Origin of the sequence: Yersinia enterocolitica (assembly GCA_002082245.2) — a bacterium.
Classification (GTDB): domain Bacteria; phylum Pseudomonadota; class Gammaproteobacteria; order Enterobacterales; family Enterobacteriaceae; genus Yersinia; species Yersinia enterocolitica_E.
Window position 1 is genome coordinate 1976832 of the sequence record NBTC02000002.1, and the last position, 18044, is coordinate 1994875.

The following is an 18044-nucleotide window of genomic DNA, read 5'->3' on the forward strand; positions in this document are numbered from 1 at the left end:
AGAATTTATTATTTATTTAGAATCGTAAATCAAACCTGTAACTTAGTGTTCTAGAATCAATATCAGAATTCCTTAATGTTGATGGTTTGGTTAGAGGATAACCCAATGTTAATGAAGTGGAGAAATGGCTACCTACAGCCTTAAGGCCAAGAGCAGCTCCAGTTAAATACTCTGCAGGGCACGAGCCCATATCATCAGTACAGTTGTTTTTAATAAAACCAAGATCATAGCCAGCAAAAGGCGACACCTGCCATATCCCCAATTTATTGATAGCAATGGGCAGCTGAACTGTATTGGAAATGTAACCACCGTTATGTCCCGATACTGAACTTTCTTTGTAACCACGAACGGTATATTCATCACCAATTGATTGTTTACCATCACTCACTAATATATCTTTTGTAAATTGAAATCCTGAATTAACTTCATATGATAAACTCACTGGACCATATTGGGCCAATGACTTAGACCAGCTAATTATGCCATTATATTTTATGTAGTTTAGATCAAACCCTTTTAAGTCAGGTTCATTTTTCCATGCTGCACCAAACCAGGGAACACCCGCAGTCGAACTCAGATCCCAAAATAAACCGCCCCCCCAAAGTGTGCCAACCCGAGTTACCCCAAGGGCAATACTGCTGTATTTTTTACTACTAACCCCTATTTTTATATCTTCTATTTTATTAGTATTATCGCGGCCTTCGACTTTTGTATAAGCACTAAACTTCCCCACTGCGTCTCGAAAAATAACTCGGCTTAATTTAGTAGAAGCTCGCTGGGAAGAACCTTCACTATGATAGCCACCAAAGTATCCACCAATAACCTTCTCATATTCAGAACGATATAAGGAAGCATCTAGCAACCAATAGCCAAGTGGTAAACTATAATTCATAGACCAAGAACTTTGACTATCGGTTTTGGCATACAAATCATTGTAAGCATAATAGAAAGATAAAGAGTCATTAAATCCGGAAAAATTATTTACTGTCAAAGTCGAATTGTATTGATGCCAACCATCAGCCTCACGGCCTGAGTTATTCATCCCTACAGAGAGTGAGATAGGGAAATACGCTGAATTACTGAGATCTAAAGTTGAGTAGCCAAAGTCATCCGATGGAACAATTTGTAATTTATCAGTCCTCGAAACTCGAAGTAAGTTATCCAACCCTTGGTCAATATCTGACATTTTAAGCTTATTCCCTTGGGCAAAAGGAATTGCACTAAACAGTCTGGTTTTTTCAAAGAATGTGGGTGGATTCCCCTCGACACTAAATCCTGAAATCTTCCCCCATAATACCTCTAATTTAAGTACCCCCTCACGTAAACTACCCGGTTGAACAGTCACCAGCGTTGTCGCATAACCCTTGCCAACATAGAAATTGGTCAAATCCTTAACCAATTCCATTATCTCCTTTTGTCCCATCTCAGTATCTAAGAATTGCATAATAATCTTCTGCCTTTGTGGTGAATTGGCATAGATATCATCGTTTTCAATACTAATATGATGAATAAAAAACGTATATTTTGACTTCAAAAGACTATCCTCATGCTGCTCATTGAGAATATTATTCTGACGTCTTATTTCGCTCTCTCTACGTTTTTCATCTTGAATCATTGAGCGTGTACGGCTACGTTCCAGTCTATCTAATTCTCTGGATGCGTTTGATGCTTGAGTATTTAATTGTGGTGGCTGTATTTGAGCATTAACCTGTGCGCACATAAATGCGAATGGCGCGACAATGCAGCCTGTTAAATACATCCTATTAATAATAACCATTCTGACGATACCAAACATGATATTACTCTATCGTTAAATTGAAATAAACTTGGCCAGCAACATTTCCTGATGTGATGTTTTTCCTATCTGAATCCACTATGTATATTTGAGCAAAATAGTTCAGATCTTTATGTTCATCTACGTTAAATATAATTTCGGATGATTTTGTACCATCCACCTGTTGAGCAATAATCCCATTCCCAGTTAACATCCTTGTCCCTATTCCTTTCGCACCACCATTTTCAACGGGAATAGTATTTCGGATAACCCCTCTAGAGGAGCCTACAGGTTGTTGTTCAACAGTGGTAAATGCTATTTTTACAGAAGACGCCTGTGGACAATATACTGAGATTGAAAATGGAACTTGAGTTCCATGTTTATTACCTATATTGAAATCAGAAAGAGGATAGCTGCCCAAATCAATATTTAAATTTGAATTTGCGATCATGCAGGAACGTACAACAACTGAAGTATTGGCTGTTAACACTATAGATAATAATGTTACACTATTGCTTGTCTCCTCAGCTGCAGTAAGGACAACCTTTGCAATTTCACCCTGGGGGATATCCCCCGCTGTTATTTTTCCGATTTGAATAAATTCGATTAATAAACCGTCATTATTTATGGTGCAAGGCGATTGACAATCTTGAATCGTTGGAAAATAAGCAGCGTCACGGCTAACGGGCCATTTTATTCTGATTCCTACACCACCAATTTCAGTACTGTATACATCAGGAAGAGCTGATAAAGAATTACCGCGCGTATAAGTAGACGTTAGGCGGGTTTTTACCCCCACCCCACAGGTATAATTTAATGTATTAACGGGAATAAGCCGCGATCCAAGAACAGTACCTATTGCTCCATTTTCTGCTGGGTTAAGAACCAATTGAGGCATAGCAACCGTTGCTACATTTCCCGAACAGGTTGCAGCTATTACACTCGAACTCATCCAACCTAACGACAAAGCAATAAGGGTTAACATCCTAATAATTAACATATAACATTCACCTCAATTAGGTTGGCTACTTTCATTACGACAAATAGTGTTGACGATTTTTATGTTTTCATAGTCAGAATAGAGTTCAGGTATATAGTTGATAAAACATTTCTGTATACCTTCTTTACTGTTCCAAACAATAGTAATACTCTGCGATTTCTCACTCGAGAGAATGATATTCCCACCTTGACCAACCACACCTAGTGAATCACCAGCAGCATTATAGGCGTTGGCCCCAAAGGGGATATAGTGTCCTTCTTCATTCTTAATCTTAAGAATTTGGTTATTAATATTTTTAGTATCAAACTTAACCAATACAGAAGCACCTGCTGTTGGCACTATTTTAATTCTATCCTCTTCAATCTCTATATTAGTTGGCATATCTTTTACATTAAGAGAGATATCATTATATTGAAATGGTGACAAATACGGTAAAATAGCATATCCATTTTTAGCTACCCGCGCATTTGTATAAGGATAAATACTGGCTCCAGTCGCACCTTTGGCTTCAATAATACCCAGGGTATCGCTAATAGAATGCGATAGGTTCACTCCGCCGGCATGCACGACAATACCACTACTTAAATTTACTGAAGCCATAGAGTTCGATCTACCTTGGCTATAACCAAGATTTATTAATGATGTGTTACCACTATATCCACCGTTAACGCCGAAATTGCGATCACTATTGCTTGTTCCATCGATCCAAGATCCATAGCTATATTCTTGATGTTCGCCCACAGTACCACTAATCGCTGTTTTTAATCGGGACTCGCGATCATTATGACTTATTGTCGACGTTAATCTTGGCCTATTACGATAACTTGAAGCCGTATCTAATGGAATGCTGAGTGATAAACGTAAGGTATTCTCACCATTACCATAGCGATTATTTAACCGATTAAAACCTAAGCTATAATTGACTGACCCTACCGAGTTTGCATAGCCAACTTGGTAGTTTAACGTATTCTTCTCATTAACATCTTTATACCAGTATCGACCATAGTAGGTTGTTAAAAAGAGGCTTCCCCAACCAGGGGATAGATTTTGATTTATATTTGCTTCAAGTACTTCGCGATAATTTTCAGTCCGAATACCTTTGCCACTCTTTTGGGCCTCAACGGTATTAAGCGCATCCATTAATGTAAAATAATTACTACTTGAATAGCGATATGCCATTAAGCTAAAATTAGTTTTTGTTGGTTCAACGACCTTCGCCAGGCTTACTTTAAAACTCATATTGCAAAATGTAGAGTCACATTGCGATTCATCATCTGCTTTAACTGAAGTTGAAGAACGTGTCGCATCAAAACTTAACGCACCGATTGGTGTATTAAATGCAACCCCACCAAGCAATGCAAAATAATCAGTTGATATAGTTTTCTGTATACCACCATAGCCAGTAATATAATTATTAAATCCATATTGATAGCTCCCCTCAAATAACATAGGTGGATCACTAAGGTTTGAGCTTCTTATTTCACCTACTGTGGCCGTGTATCTTGAGTATCCTTCACGTAAAAGTTGAGGAATACTAGAATAAGGCACAACTTGTACTCTTATATTTCCGCTTGCTTCTCTGATAGTTACTTCAAGATTCCCACCATAACCGGCTGTATTTAAATCATTTATAATAAACTCGCCAGGGGGAACATTTGTTTCATGGATAACATTGCCATTTTGTCGGATGGTGACCAAGGCATTACTGTCGGCGACCCCTCTGATTACTGGTGCATATCCCCGCATAGAATTTGGCAGCATGCGATCATCAGTATATAGACTGGCCCCCCGAAGTGGCGTGGTATTAAACATAGCCCCAGTAGTATTCACATCTCCAAGGATAAATTGTGACTGATTGGCCGCGAATGATCTCTGTATATAAGCAGATTGGTTATTCCACGTTACACTTTCATCACTACTACTATTTGCCATACCATTAGTATAAAATCGCCATGGTCCTAGCTTTGCTGATGTATTCAAGCTGCCATAATAAAATTGTTTGTTTTTTTTATTATCATTATATTCAGATGAGTTTTTATAATTAGATGCATTAAAACTATAAGCTAAGGTTAATGCTGGTACACCCTCATCCCATAACTCTGGTCTAATATATCCATTAGGCGTACTCTCCACATAGACCTGTGGTATCGTCAGATATAGCTTCTGATCGCTATCGTCAAAAGTTATTGTTGCATCTGGGATAATATCGTTAATTAAGATGCAACCATTGCCTTGCCAGTCCTGAGGGAGCATGCTCAGTCTTACACCAAAAGCCAGTATATCTTTCGGAGTGAAACAAGGTTGAACACCTTGTTCTTTATCTGTTTCAATAAAGTTAACATTTAAACTTTCAATATTTTTTGAGTTTAAATTCATTTCTACATAATACTTTCCAGCTTTTACTGTATCTTCACCATCAAAATCCTCTAAATTAATCCCATGATCATAAAACTTCATAAAGCCAGACTTAAATTTAACCTGTCCCTGTGGAATAGAATTATATTTCCCCACAGCATATGACTGTAGTGGGAAAAAACATAGGGTAATACCAAAAATGAAAAATTTCATTATAATCATAGCGCCTGTATTGTTATTTTATATTTAACTTATTATTCTAATATTATTTCCTTTTCTACAAATGCACCTAAATCAGTAATATAGCTATAAAATAATTTAATAGGCTGATTACTAAGATCTGTAACCTTAAAATCAAATTCATAGTTCGAATAAGGAAGGATCATCCCTCCCGTTAAATCAATTTTCTTGCTGCCATCAGTTACTACAAATTTACCGATTGATATGTGATACGGTGACTTATTCTCACCTTTGATATTAATCGCCTTACCTGTCCTTTTTGCCACCCAACTAACACTTTCAGCCGCAACTCTTGGATCTGAAGATAAGCCGATTGGGCGATATAAGAACTTTAAGCGTGTACGAAATGCAAGATTTAGCTTATTTTTTGCATTATCATTTTCCACCTCTGGTGGTATATCAAGCACATTTACCCAGAGCAATGTCTCTCTATCACGGGGAAATTTTACTTTTGCTTCTTCTGTTTTAAAAACTCTAAACGACTTTCCTTTCCCCGCATTTATTCGCGAAACTGGAGGGCTAATAACAAAAGGCAAATCTTCTTTTTCCACATCACCAGAATCTATGGAATCCCTATCGGATTCTAACCACACTTGGACTAATGAGGGGAGCCCCCCAATATTATTGACTCTAATAACTTGTTCTTTACTTTTTTCATCAAAAATTATTCGCGTTGCCATAATTTGAATAGAGGCATAGGCCGAATATCCTCCACACGCAAAAAAACCTATTAGAAGTATTTTTAATAACTTCATTTCCTACATCCTAAAACCATTGAAAAAAATAATCATCGGGGACTGGCTCTTAAAGAGCAAGCCCCCAAAAATTAGTTATAAACTATAGAATAAATAAGACTTGATTCTACATTACCCGCAGTCACCACTCCGGTGGCTACATATTCTGCCCAATAATCAAATCGAGCACTGTTACCTGAAATAGTTTCTTCTTGATGTTTATCATTTGCTACCGCTAAATTTAAAGGAGTAGTATCTTTATTTAGAATACTAATTTGCACATTAGCTGCAGCGTCTACAGCAGAATTCTTCAAATTGCCAGTGCTATCGTCAATCGTGTCTCTGGCTCTTTCAAAATTCACATTTGCTTTTGCGCCATCAGTACATTCTGCTCCTGTTAGTGCTATATAAAATTTAGTTGCTTGCGCACGTTGACCAACACTTGATAATGCAGAAGTACTGACAGTTTTAAGCGGAACGGTAAAATCATTAGTCCCGGCACTCCCTGCTTCTGTTCCACCAGTAATTTTACAAGTAACAGCAGAGACTGCTCCCGTAAAAGTAATGGTGCCATCTTCAGCCGCAGCTTGAGGTGAAGTAGAGAGTACTGAAAATGCGAAACACACAATGGTGGCAATTTTTGTTCTTAAATTACCACCATCCTTAATAATATCTTTATTCCTTTTGCACATAACTAAACTTCCACTCTTCGTTTTTTAAGAGGTGGGATTATTACTTCATGTCTGCAAAAAATAAAATAAAACAGTTTTAATTAATTCTTAACTAGCACAATATATATAGTTAAGATAGATAACTTAAATTTTTCAGTTGCCTATCCTACTTAACGCCCATCCGAAATTCAAATGCAACATATTGATTAATATTAAAAATATCATTTTTACCATCCTCTTGATAACCTAAAGCCATGTATGAGTACAATACTCACACCTTGGCTCCCTTAATTAATTTATATCTATTTAAAATGTGGGGATATACTGAAAAATTAGATGAATACATTAGAAGAGGTATTGATCGCTCAAAAAACAATCTGGTTATACAGCATTATTATCTGACGTACGGTAATGCAGTATTATCTATTTAGTGAGTCAAAATCATAAAACAACTCTGTCTTACATACATTTTTACTGTTGTTTATGATTTCATTTTTACACGATGTTAGTGAAATAGTGGAGTGAAGTTCACTCAGAGATATATAAATATAGGGGTAAACTTGGCAAGATGATAGAGTGCCTTCTAAAAAAACATCTATATCGGGGATGATTGAATTCATATCATTACTATTATCATAATATATGAAACATTTTTCATTTATATGACTAAAGGAAAATCCATCAGACTTTCTTGCAACAAAATAACCAGGTTGTGATTTTATAAAAAAGTACAGTAAAATTAGTATAAAACAAACCCCCATCATTATTGAATATACAATAATCATCTTTTTTTTTGTTTTGTTATCGCTACACTCTAAACTGATGTTTTTCACAATCTCGTTATCAGTCATATTCTCTATAACTGTTGCCATAGTAAAAATAAAACCTTTCCCTCTAACAGTTGTTACAGACTCACCGATAACACCAACATCTTTGAGTGCTTTTCGTAATAAAGAGATATTTTGATACAACGTGTTAGGAGTGACACTCGAACCTTTTTCACCCCAGGCAATATTATAAAGTTCACTTTGTGAAATTGTCATTCCCACACGGGAGACAAAAGCCTCTAATAATTGTGCCGTAGGGGCATTAAGTTTAACTGTATTACCTGTTAATAGTGAAGATACTATACCGCTGCCAGGATAGAATATGACATGCCCATTGATAATATAGCTTTTATCCATTTTTATCTCCATTTCCCTTGTCTACTTACTAAATTACTTCACCAAATATTTTAATTTATTTTTATGTGGCATTAATCTGGTCAGCATAACATATCTTATAAAGGTGAATGAACTCTGACCTCTTCTTATATTGCATGGTTAATCGAGTACGATTCTAGATTAAGAATTATCTGGCAATAATATTTGCTCCTATTGAAAATTATCTTTCTATTATATCAATGGTATTCGTTCCTCCCAGTGAGCAAGCGGCAACTGGCCACCCAGTAGCGGCCAGTGAGCTACTTTCTAGAATATCGGCATAGGAATATCTCACGTTTATTACGATATCAATTTTTTGTTCCCGACTCTTCAAACAACAGTTTTAGGAATTCTTTCTTCATAGTAGAGCAACTGAATACTTGCTTGATTACTGGGTCGTAAGCATAAATCGTGCATCCAGCGAGATAACCACTGATGCCAAATAGTTTAGTTCCCTTTATCCATCAGCATTTGGTCTCCGCCTTTACGAACGTTAAGACAATTGGTGTGGGCTCTGAATGATATGTGAACAGATAGCAAGGTCATCAGGTCCGCTGTGAGCGGACAATCCATGACTACTATCAGCTGATCTGAAGGGCATTCCACTCATCGCGGGTGATTTCCCACAGGTCAGAGTCCAGCAGGCCGCTGACATACTCTTTCTTATCCGTCCTGATGAGTCGCATGCCGCTACTGGCTGAAATACGCGGGGAACGGCTATTGGCAGCTGCCTTCGGAGCACGTAACACTACCGTGGATGCAAAACCATGGGATTCAACCTGAAGCCTGGGCACCTTTTGCTGAAGGGAAAAACGGGCTATTCCAGCATCTCGTATTAACTGCGATTGGTGAGAAGTACGGCAAAAACCTGGGTCAGGTTATCCTGCGCTGGATCGTCCAACGCGGCATCGTTTCGCTGGCAAAATCAGTACGAAAAGAGCGTATGGAAGAGAATATCAACATTCTCGATTTTGAACTCAGTTCTGAAGACATGCTACAGATAGCAGCTCTTGATACCGCAACCAGCGCGTTCTTCTCGCATCGCGACCCGGCAATGGTGGAATGGCTGACTGGCCGTAAACTTGATGTCTAAGCCGCTATAGAAGAGGCGCTTATTGATGCAAAAACGTTATCTCGGAACATTCAGGCTTGAAGTGTCTGCTCTGAGGTTGGGAGTGACAACCAGTTTTAGCGTTTCTCTGGCTCAAACCACGCAGCTAATTGCAGAATATCATTTTCTTGCAAAGTCCCTGCGTTGTAGCGTAGCTCTAGCCATGATTGGAGCCAACTGTATTTCGCTTCTGCCAAATCCCGCCGCGAGTTATACAGTTGCTGCTCAGCCAATAAGACATCCAGATTGATTCGTTCACCGCCCAATACGCTGCGCCGGGTAGCCAGCAGTACCTTTTGCGCTGAATCTACCGTCATTTGCCACGCACGTATTTTGGCGGCACCACTACTCGTGAGATTGAACTGGCGTTTGAGTTCCGCCAATACCTGTCTGGTTTCTTGATCGAGTTCCGCCTGCGACTGTTGATAATGTGCCGTTGCCTGCCGAGTCGCACTGGAAACACTCCCACCTGCATAAATAGGCACATTCAACTGTAGACCAATGTTTTGCGTATCATATTTCTGGTTATAATTATATTCCGCTTCAGAGCGAGAATTACGGGAGGAGGCCACCAGTTGCAAGGTCGGCAGATGACCGCTACGACTGTTTTCTATTTCATAATGTTTGGCATCCAGATTCTCCCGCTGGCCGGCAAGACGGGCATTATAGCGAATAGCCAGACAGCGCCACTGCGCCAGTGTGCGGTCATCGCTGATATTCTGTGGCAGAGTGTCCAACGTTAATGGCCGTAACTCTGCCAAATTAACCGATCGACCCATCATATTTTCCAGTTCGGTTAACTGGCTATCCAACGCATCTTGTTGCTCAATAAGTTGTACCTGAGTCAACGTCAGGCGTGCAGCCGTTTCATCAATATCTGTTTGTGTGCCCTCCCCGGCAACCAATAACCGACGATTCAGTTGGATCTGTTCCTCATAAGCACGTAATTGGGCATTTAATAGGGATGTTTTTTCCTGAGCTAATAAGGCGCTGCTATAAGCCCGATACAGCCGGACGATCAATTCCTGACTTTTATCACGATAGCGTTGATCTGCGAATAACTTACGCGCAATGCCTTGGCGATAGCGGGCATAGGCGCCGTAATCAATTAATGGTTGCCGCAAAGACAGCATGGATACATAGCTATCGTAATCCCGTTTCACCTTACTGTTACTATGGTTATCAGCCTGACTCACTGTGGAGTAATTGGTGTTCGCCCCATAGCTGTATTGCAAGGAGGGTAATAAGCCAGATAAACCCAAAGCGACCTCCTCTTGCCCTGCATCCCGCTCATAACCCGCAGCCCGAAATTGTGGATCATTATGTACTGCCAATTCCCATGCATCGAGTAATCCCAGTGCGTTTCCCTGCTCAGGTAACACTAACAGGATGAAAAAAATGATTCGTAAAGTTAATGGCATCCAATGCTCCCTACTCTTCCGTTAATGCTATGTGCAGGCGATCCATCAATGGCTTAAATAGATAATTAATCATTGAGCGTTCACCGGTACGGACAAATCCTTGAACCGGCATACCAGGCTTGATTTCTAAGTGATCCAACGTCTGCCGCGCCGCCTCACTGACTTCTACCCGTAAACTGTAATAAGGCTCTTGCGTTCGTTCATCTAATATCCGGTCAGCAGACAACAATTTTACCGTCCCTTCTACTTTCGGCGTAGTGCTCTGATTAAACGCTGTGAACTGCAATTCCACCGCTAAGCCAGAGTGGATTTTATCCACCATTTCTACCGGTACTCGCGCATCCACAAAGAGCGGTTGGTCATCAGGCAAAATTTCCATCAAGGACTGGCCTGCAGCGATAACACCACCTTCGGTAAAGACTTTCATCTCCACCACGGTACCGGCTACCGGCGACCGCATTTGTATATTTGCCAGATCGAAATTCGCTTTTTCCAACTGGCTGAACACTTCAGTTATCGTGGACTGCACTTCCGCCATCTGGGTGTTGACCTCTTTCCGATATTCTTGTTGACGCAGTTGGATACGGAAATTTTGTTCCTGTATTTCCCGCTCGCCCCGCTTGATTTCGCCGACAATCTGCGCTATTTCGCCGTTAAGTTGCGCATAAAGCTGCTTACTTTCTAGCATTTTATTGCGCGGGACATAGTTCTCATCCGCTAACGATGTCAATCCATCCAACTGTTGGGACAATGCTTGCTTTTGGCTATTCTTACTACCAAGAACTTGCTTCTGCGCCCCCATTGCGGCCTGTAAACCGGCAATATTGGCGCGTAATCCATCACTTTCCAACTGTAATGCCTGCTGGCGGCTATCAAGTAGTAGTTGTTGTAAGGCCAGCATTTCATCCATACCAGTCTGCCGCTGCACCTGTTGTAAACGAGGCGTCTCCACCAACTGTTTATCCCCCTTTTGCTCGGCCAATAAACGAGCTTCGTTCGCCAGCAACTGATAGTACTGCGATGTTAGTCCATCACTGGCGGAGCGTGCCCTGACATCATTTAAAGTCAGTAGCACTTCACCGGCAACGACCCTGTCGCCATCATGAACCATAATGTGGTCAACAATACCGCCTTCGGGGTGCTGAATGGCTTTTCGGTTGCCAGAAACCACCACAGTGCCCGTAATCGGAACCCCTTTATCCAACGGGGCCAGTAGAGCCCAAAGGATAAAACCGCCAAAACCGGCCAATACCAACCCCCATCCCCAATACAATGCCCGATTCTCACTGCGTTGTATTTCCTGCAAAAATGCCTGTTCCGTTTTTTTATTGTGTTCGGACATATGACTTGCTTCTCTTCTTATTGCCACTCAACCCGGAATGCCTGTTGTTTGCGCCGCGCGCTTTAGTTCAGGCTGATTGGACGCATTTAGCTGCTGTAGCTCGGCCATCACTTCGCCTGCCGGACCAAATCGCTGTTGTTGCCCCTGGTTCAGGATCAATAACTTATGGGCACGAGCAGTCAACGCAGGACGATGAGTGATCAGCACCAAGGTACAACCGCGTTTTTGTAGCACATCCAGTGCCGTCAACAGGGCACGATCCCCGGCTGTATCCAGACTGGCATTCGGCTCATCCAGCACCAGAAAACAAGGATCACCATATACTGCTCTTGCCAGCGCTATCCGTTGGCGTTGACCGCCCGACAGACCCGCACCACTCTCACCAAGCTCCGTGTCATAACCTTGAGGCAGCGAGAGGATCAGCTCATGAACCCCGGCCAACTTTGCAGCGGCAACCACTTGCTCACTGTCAGTGGTACCGAATCGGGCAATGTTCTCTGCCAGAGTGCCGCTGAATAATTGAATATCTTGTGGAAGGTAGCCGATATATGCACCCGATACCTCTTTATCTAACTGATTCATGTCGGCTGAATCCAGCCGTACAGCCCCTTGACTCGGCGCTTGTACTGCAACTAACAAGCGTGCCAAAGTGGATTTTCCCGAGCCAGAAGCACCCAGAATCCCCAGCGTTTCCCCCGCATTAAGAGAAAAATGAATATTATGCAAACGCGGAGGTTGATTGGTATTGGGACGGAAAGTGATGTGTTCAACACTCAGCTCACCTGTCGGTGCTGGCAAGGTCATGCTGTCTTCACGATGGGGATGATTGTGTAACAGTAAATGCAAGCGGTTCCAGGCTTGACGTGCTGCAACCCATTGCTTCCAGACCCCAATTAACTGGTCGATAGGACTAAGCACTCGCCCGACCAAAATCGATCCGGCGATCATCATACCTGCGGTAATCTCACCGTTTACCGCCAGTAATGCCCCCAAACCTAGCATCAAAGATTGTAAAACAATGCGCGAGCTTTTCGATAAAGCAGTCACAGCAGCAGAGCGTTCACTCGCCAGATTCTGCTGGCGGATAAAACCATAGTGCTGCGCTAACCAGCGCTTACGCATATTGCCTAACATTCCCATCGCTTCAATCACTTCCGCATTGCGTAAATGCGTATTGGCCTGATGAGTTGCTTGCATTGACAGCTTATTGGCTTGCGCCAATGGGTGGTGGGTAATACGTTGGTTTAACCAGGTGAGGATGATCAGAAAAATAGCACCACCCAACGCCAGCAGACCCAGCCACGGATGTAACAGGAAAACCACAGCGAGAAATAACGGAAACCAAGGAGCATCGAAGAAGGCAAACAGAGCATTACCGGTGACAAACTGGCGTAATTGAGTTAAATCCGTTAACGCCTGTCCTGCTTTGGCATCACCATCACGCAAGTTACGCTCAAAAGCCGCATTGAAAACCTGTTGATTGAGACGCAAATCCAGTCGGGTACCAAGACGGATAACCACCAGACTACGCACCCACTCTAGCGCTCCCATAAAAAAACATAAACCAACCATGAGTAATGTTAGCATCAGCAATGTCATCTCATTACCCGAAGCCAAAACCCGGTCATACACCTGCAACATATACAAGGAAGGTGCCAACATCAGTATATTAATAATGGCACTGAATACACCCACACCGTAGAAACTCTGACGACATGCACCTAGCGCTTCTCGTAATCGGTCATAATTAGGAATTGAATGAGAAACCATATCTTTCCTTTAATGGTTTTCTGACAAGCGAAATATTATGTTTATGGCTTTACCTCTCAAGGAAAAAAATAAAGTCATTAGATGAAGTAGATTGGTGTTAATTCGGTATACGGCGCAATGTGACCACTCCGGTATTATCCGGCAAAGTCATTTCATAACCTTCTTGTGCTCGTTCAAAAAATGCCAATGCATTACCAGTCCCATCAGTTAAAGTGATGCCGTCCGGCGTTGGACGCCAGCCCTGCGGAGCACTACCCAGTAACTGTTTAAGGCAGGAGGATTCTCCGCTGGCATGCCAGGTCAAGTTGGGTTTAATTGCCGTGGATTTCAGCTCAATGCCGCAGAATTTCACAACAGAGCTATTTAACTGTAATTGCCATTGACCACTTAAATCACTGGCATTCGGTAGCACCAGACTGCTCGCCATCATCGCTCCTGAACTCATTAAAGTTGATATCGCCAATATGGCACTAAACAGTGACCGATAAGGTTGATGTAATGACCTCTTCACCATAAATACTCCATTATAAACAGTGCTCGGCTTATCACCCGGACGCTGGTTTACTCTTATCAGCACAGCCCTATAAGATAAACGCTATCTTTAGATCAGACTGTTCCATAATTCATAATATAAAGAGGCATTCAGCAATAATTAACCCACTCTACATGCAACTATAAAACTCATTATTCTTGATTTATATGCTATTTTCATCTCTAACACGGTTGAGAGTTTTTTAATTACTACTTCTGTAATACGTGATAAAAACGTCTGATTAAATCAACCAGACGTTGGATAGCAATCACATCAAACAATAAAATCAGTTGCCTGAGTTGGCTGCCCCACAATTTTCACAAGAAAATCAGGTAATAATTGCCCGCCATCAACATTTAATGCCAAATCGCTGATATTAGTCTGCGGATCATAAGTTAATAATGCTTCACTGGCAGAACCGCTAAAATGATCGACAAAGTGAATACCACCGCTGCCAGTATTAAAAACGGATAAATCGATTTTATCTATACCGCCCTCAAAATCCATGATCCAGTCTGGCGCACTTGGTGAAGAATCCGTGGTCCGGCCGAAAACGAAAATATCGCTACCGCTGCCCCCCCAAAGTTTATCTGCGCCGCCGCCGCCGAACAGAACATCATTACCTGCGCCACCACGTAGTTCGTTATCTGCTCCATTACCCACCAGAACATCATTACCAGAACCACCAATGGCATTCTCAATCGTCACGTTGGCGGCGATTGAAACGTTAGCTTTTAATCCCCCGACATCAGAAAAAGCAGCTTCTTCCAGATTGATACGTTGATCAACGCTATAGCCTGAGAAATCAAAGGTATCAATGCCGCCCGCATCCCAAACAGAGAATACTTTCTGATCACTGCTATCTGTCAGGGTAAAAGAGTCGCGCTGAGTGTTGGAGTTGAAACCATAGATATTATCTTCCGTGCGGGTATCCATATTCGCACCGTAAAGACGCTGAATTGCAAAAATATCATCTACCAGTGGCGTTGACGCGTAGTGCCCCTGATGGTCAGCCCCGGATTGCCAAGCATCCCAATAACTCATGATACTGAACTGACGAGTATCTTCACCATAAACCGCATCCTTGGCAAAAGTATTATCCTGTCCGGCGTTATAATTCGCAGGGTGACTCAGACCAAGTGCATGTCCCAATTCGTGCGCCAGAGTCAAGCGACCATACTCCATTTTCTCTGGCTCTCGGATATTATCCATATTGTAATTATACCAAGTGCTGGTATCAGCTATTCTTTCGTTAGGACCAGAAGTGTAACTGGAACTGGTATATGCCTGCCCTCCCGCCAACTGCCCATCAGCCGTTAATGAATAGTTGCCCAATGTAATATTGGCTTTTTCGGTTGGCCCCACCTCGGTGAAGTGGATATTAGCGACATCAGACCAGGATTGCAGTGAAAATTTAGTTTGTGCCACTTGCTCAGGATTGAATTTAATAAACCCGTGAACATCATCCGATTTTTGAGACTGCAAATCGAGGAATGAATAAGTTAGATCAACATCGTGCCCTAAGGTCGTTTTTCCATTCCAATTTAGTTCGCTACGGTTTAACTGCAGAGCCGACTTACCTAAATCAAAACTAACCTTTCCACTTGACGTAGTAAAACCATCGCCTCGAACTGAGTCACGAAATAAATCAATAACAGCACTATAGCCACTTTGGTTAATAGTGTTATCGATCTGATCATTAGCTATTTTATTGATTGATTTCAACGTCAAGTTCCTTGTAATTAATTAAATTTACCACCACGTCGACAGCCCACATTAATTAATGGATAAATATTTTCCCATGTAAGAAAGTGAATCCATGTCATATCCTTTGTAGTGGCATCACATAAAGCTATACTATGACATAATATAATTTGCCGACTAATTAATAGGTAAAAAATAATTATCAAATCATCACGATGCATTCTAATTATATGCTTTGAATTATTAAAATCAAGGAATGGCAATTAAAATCAACAAAACCAAAATATCTAATTACTTGCATAAAGCACAGACGATATCACTATATAACCTCATCATTCCTGGTTTAACTTACTAATAACGTCTAATAAAATTCATTAGACGTTATTTTTGTTTCATAAATATAGGTTATCAAACAATAAAATCTGTTTCTTGTGCTGGCTGCCCAATTATTTTCACTAAAAAATCGGAGAATAAATGGTCGCCTGTCACATTATTTAATGCTAGCTCACTAACATTGCTTCCAGCATCATAAGTCAGCATAGCTTCGCCTGCTTTACCGCTGAAACTATTAACAAAATGGAAGCCGCCACTGTTGGAAAAATTGAAAGCTGAAAGATCAATCTTGTCAATGCCACGTTCAAAATCCATTATCCAATCAGCAGCTTGTGGGGTGGAGTCACTAACTTTGCCAAATACAAAAATATCTTTACCTGTCCCCCCCCACAACACATCAGCACCGCCATCGCCGAACAAGATATCATTACCATCACCTCCCATTAAGGTATTACGAGCGTCGTTACCCACGATGATATCGTTACCTGAGCCACCAATCGCATTTTCGATAGTCACACCGGCCGCAATGGAAACGTTGCCTTTCAGACCACCGACATCAGTGAAGGATTTCTCATGCAAGTTAATACGTTGATCATTGCTATAACCGGAAAAATCAAAGGTATCGTTACCATCGGCATCCCAGACCGAAAAGATTAATGCCTTACTGCTGTCCGCTGCAGTGTAATAATCACGATTGGTATTGGAATGAAAACCGTATATGGTATCACCGGTGCGGGTCGTCATATTCGCTCCGTATAAATGCTGAATAGCCGCAATATCATCCAACATCGGTGCAGCAGCATAATGCCCTTTGTTATCGCCTCCGGTATTTTTTTCGTTCCAATAACTCATAATACTGAACTGACGGGTATCTTCCGCATAAGTCACATCTTTATAAGTCGGTGTTCCCTCCCCTGCATTATAATTACCGGGATGGCTAAGGCCTAGAGCATGCCCTATTTCATGGGTTAGTGTTTGCCGTCCATATTCCATGGTATCCGGGTGGCGTATATTATCGACGTTATAATTGTACCAGGTAGAACCAGATGAACTTCCACTGCCGGGCAAAAGTGCATAGGCCTGTGAATCAGCCAGTGACCCGTCGTGAGAAAGTGTAAAATTGCCAAATGTAACATTAGCTTTTTGGTTGGGAGTGATTTCTGTGAATGTAATATTGGCAGCATCTGACCATGACTGTAATGATAATTTAGCAGTGGCAATTTGTGCGGGGTTAAATTTAACAAAACCCTTATCGCCCCCCGGAATTCGAGTAACACTATCTAAAAATGAATAAGTCAGCTTTACCGGCTGATCAAAAACATATTTACCATTCCACGTTTGATCAGTGCGAGTAATTTGTAATCCAGCATCTTCATTGGAGTAAGAAGGCTTACCGTTAATCACTAAGTCTTCACCACGCGCATGATACTGAAAAAACTCGCTTACTGCATTATAACCACTCCGTGATATCGCGGCATCAAGCTGATCGACAACTTTATTACTACTTGCTTTCATAGATAAATTTCCACGTAATTGGACTTAATCATCATTGAACGGAACACAGCCGATAAATTAATTTAATATTAAATTAAAAACACGGGCATCCACCTTCGTAATATTTCAGAAGAATTAACCAACAAATGAACATGCATGATGAATAATTCGCTAAGTAGTCATGCAAAATTAATTATAGCTGGTAAATATAAAATGCAAGGGAGATCGAGTTTATTTTTATTTATTCAAATTTAATTTTTAATATTGAATTAAAACAAAGGATTATAATTCATATAAAGTTGAATTGTTTTAATAAAAATAGATGCTTTTATTAATTATTCAAATAAATACGAATTGATGG

Annotated in this window: 12 protein-coding genes and 2 pseudogenes; 1 reads left to right on the forward strand and 13 read right to left on the reverse strand. The window is 41.1% G+C overall.

Annotation, left to right across the window (positions count from 1 at the left end):
• Positions 1-16: 16 nt before the first annotated feature.
• The 7 genes and pseudogenes from A6J66_010480 to A6J66_010510 form a co-directional block, all read right to left on the reverse strand.
• Positions 17-1795, reverse strand: coding sequence for a ShlB/FhaC/HecB family hemolysin secretion/activation protein (locus tag A6J66_010480; GenBank protein PNM24569.1), 1779 nt, complete (start codon positions 1793-1795; stop codon positions 17-19).
• 4 nt (positions 1796-1799) lie between these two features.
• A complete protein-coding gene (locus tag A6J66_010485) occupies positions 1800-2774 on the reverse strand; it encodes a type 1 fimbrial protein (protein PNM24570.1) in 975 nt (324 codons plus the stop codon).
• A gap of 12 nt (positions 2775-2786) precedes the next feature.
• On the reverse strand, positions 2787-5351 hold the full coding sequence (locus tag A6J66_010490) for a fimbrial biogenesis outer membrane usher protein (GenBank protein PNM24571.1): 2565 nt from the start codon (positions 5349-5351) through the stop codon (positions 2787-2789).
• A gap of 32 nt (positions 5352-5383) precedes the next feature.
• Positions 5384-6124: a molecular chaperone gene (locus tag A6J66_010495; protein ID PNM24572.1), complete on the reverse strand. Its 741-nt coding sequence runs from the start codon at positions 6122-6124 to the stop codon at positions 5384-5386.
• A gap of 71 nt (positions 6125-6195) precedes the next feature.
• The gene (locus A6J66_010500; protein PNM24573.1) at positions 6196-6795 is read right to left on the reverse strand and encodes a type 1 fimbrial protein; all 600 of its coding nucleotides are present in this window, start codon (positions 6793-6795) and stop codon (positions 6196-6198) included.
• A gap of 398 nt (positions 6796-7193) precedes the next feature.
• A complete protein-coding gene (locus tag A6J66_010505; protein PNM24574.1) occupies positions 7194-7970 on the reverse strand; it encodes a transcriptional regulator in 777 nt (258 codons plus the stop codon).
• A 587-nt stretch (positions 7971-8557) separates the two neighbouring features.
• Positions 8558-8725, reverse strand: a pseudogene (locus A6J66_010510) (GNAT family N-acetyltransferase).
• Here A6J66_010510 and A6J66_010515 point away from each other — a divergent pair.
• Positions 8725-9069, forward strand: a pseudogene (locus tag A6J66_010515) (2,5-diketo-D-gluconic acid reductase). The pseudogenes A6J66_010510 and A6J66_010515 overlap by 1 nt on opposite strands.
• Before the next feature lie 95 nt (positions 9070-9164).
• Here A6J66_010515 and A6J66_010520 read toward each other — a convergent pair.
• The 6 genes from A6J66_010520 to A6J66_010545 all read right to left on the reverse strand — a co-directional run bounded on the left by A6J66_010520 (position 9165) and on the right by A6J66_010545 (position 17704).
• A complete protein-coding gene (locus A6J66_010520; GenBank protein PNM24575.1) occupies positions 9165-10508 on the reverse strand; it encodes a peptidase in 1344 nt (447 codons plus the stop codon).
• Positions 10509-10518: 10 nt separating this feature from the next.
• Complete coding sequence (locus A6J66_010525; GenBank protein PNM24576.1) at positions 10519-11850, reverse strand: HlyD family type I secretion periplasmic adaptor subunit; 1332 nt, start codon at positions 11848-11850, stop codon at positions 10519-10521.
• Between the two features lie 27 nt (positions 11851-11877).
• Positions 11878-13620 (reverse strand): type I secretion system permease/ATPase, encoded by a 1743-nt coding sequence (locus A6J66_010530; GenBank protein PNM24577.1) that lies wholly within the window; start codon positions 13618-13620, stop codon positions 11878-11880.
• 97 nt (positions 13621-13717) lie between these two features.
• A complete protein-coding gene (locus tag A6J66_010535) occupies positions 13718-14197 on the reverse strand; it encodes an alkaline proteinase inhibitor (GenBank protein PNM24578.1) in 480 nt (159 codons plus the stop codon).
• Positions 14198-14425: 228 nt separating this feature from the next.
• Positions 14426-15883 (reverse strand): serine 3-dehydrogenase, encoded by a 1458-nt coding sequence (locus tag A6J66_010540; protein PNM24579.1) that lies wholly within the window; start codon positions 15881-15883, stop codon positions 14426-14428.
• Positions 15884-16264: 381 nt separating this feature from the next.
• Entirely contained in the window at positions 16265-17704 is a 1440-nt protein-coding gene (locus tag A6J66_010545) for a serine 3-dehydrogenase (protein ID PNM24580.1), read from the reverse strand.
• Between the last annotated feature and the right edge of the window lie 340 nt (positions 17705-18044).

Excerpts from the sequence above, each read along its gene's own strand:
- A6J66_010480 (PNM24569.1), bottom strand. The coding sequence starts at position 1,795 with ATGTTTGGTATCGTCAGAATGGTTATTATTAATAGGATGTATTTAACA.
- A6J66_010485 (PNM24570.1), bottom strand. The coding sequence starts at position 2,774 with ATGTTAATTATTAGGATGTTAACCCTTATTGCTTTGTCGTTAGGTTGG.
- A6J66_010490 (PNM24571.1), bottom strand. The coding sequence starts at position 5,351 with ATGATTATAATGAAATTTTTCATTTTTGGTATTACCCTATGTTTTTTC.
- A6J66_010495 (PNM24572.1), bottom strand. The coding sequence starts at position 6,124 with ATGAAGTTATTAAAAATACTTCTAATAGGTTTTTTTGCGTGTGGAGGA.
- A6J66_010500 (PNM24573.1), bottom strand. The coding sequence starts at position 6,795 with ATGTGCAAAAGGAATAAAGATATTATTAAGGATGGTGGTAATTTAAGA.
- A6J66_010505 (PNM24574.1), bottom strand. The coding sequence starts at position 7,970 with ATGGAGATAAAAATGGATAAAAGCTATATTATCAATGGGCATGTCATA.
- A6J66_010520 (PNM24575.1), bottom strand. The coding sequence starts at position 10,508 with ATGCCATTAACTTTACGAATCATTTTTTTCATCCTGTTAGTGTTACCT.
- A6J66_010525 (PNM24576.1), bottom strand. The coding sequence starts at position 11,850 with ATGTCCGAACACAATAAAAAAACGGAACAGGCATTTTTGCAGGAAATA.
- A6J66_010530 (PNM24577.1), bottom strand. The coding sequence starts at position 13,620 with ATGGTTTCTCATTCAATTCCTAATTATGACCGATTACGAGAAGCGCTA.
- A6J66_010545 (PNM24580.1), bottom strand. The coding sequence starts at position 17,704 with ATGAAAGCAAGTAGTAATAAAGTTGTCGATCAGCTTGATGCCGCGATA.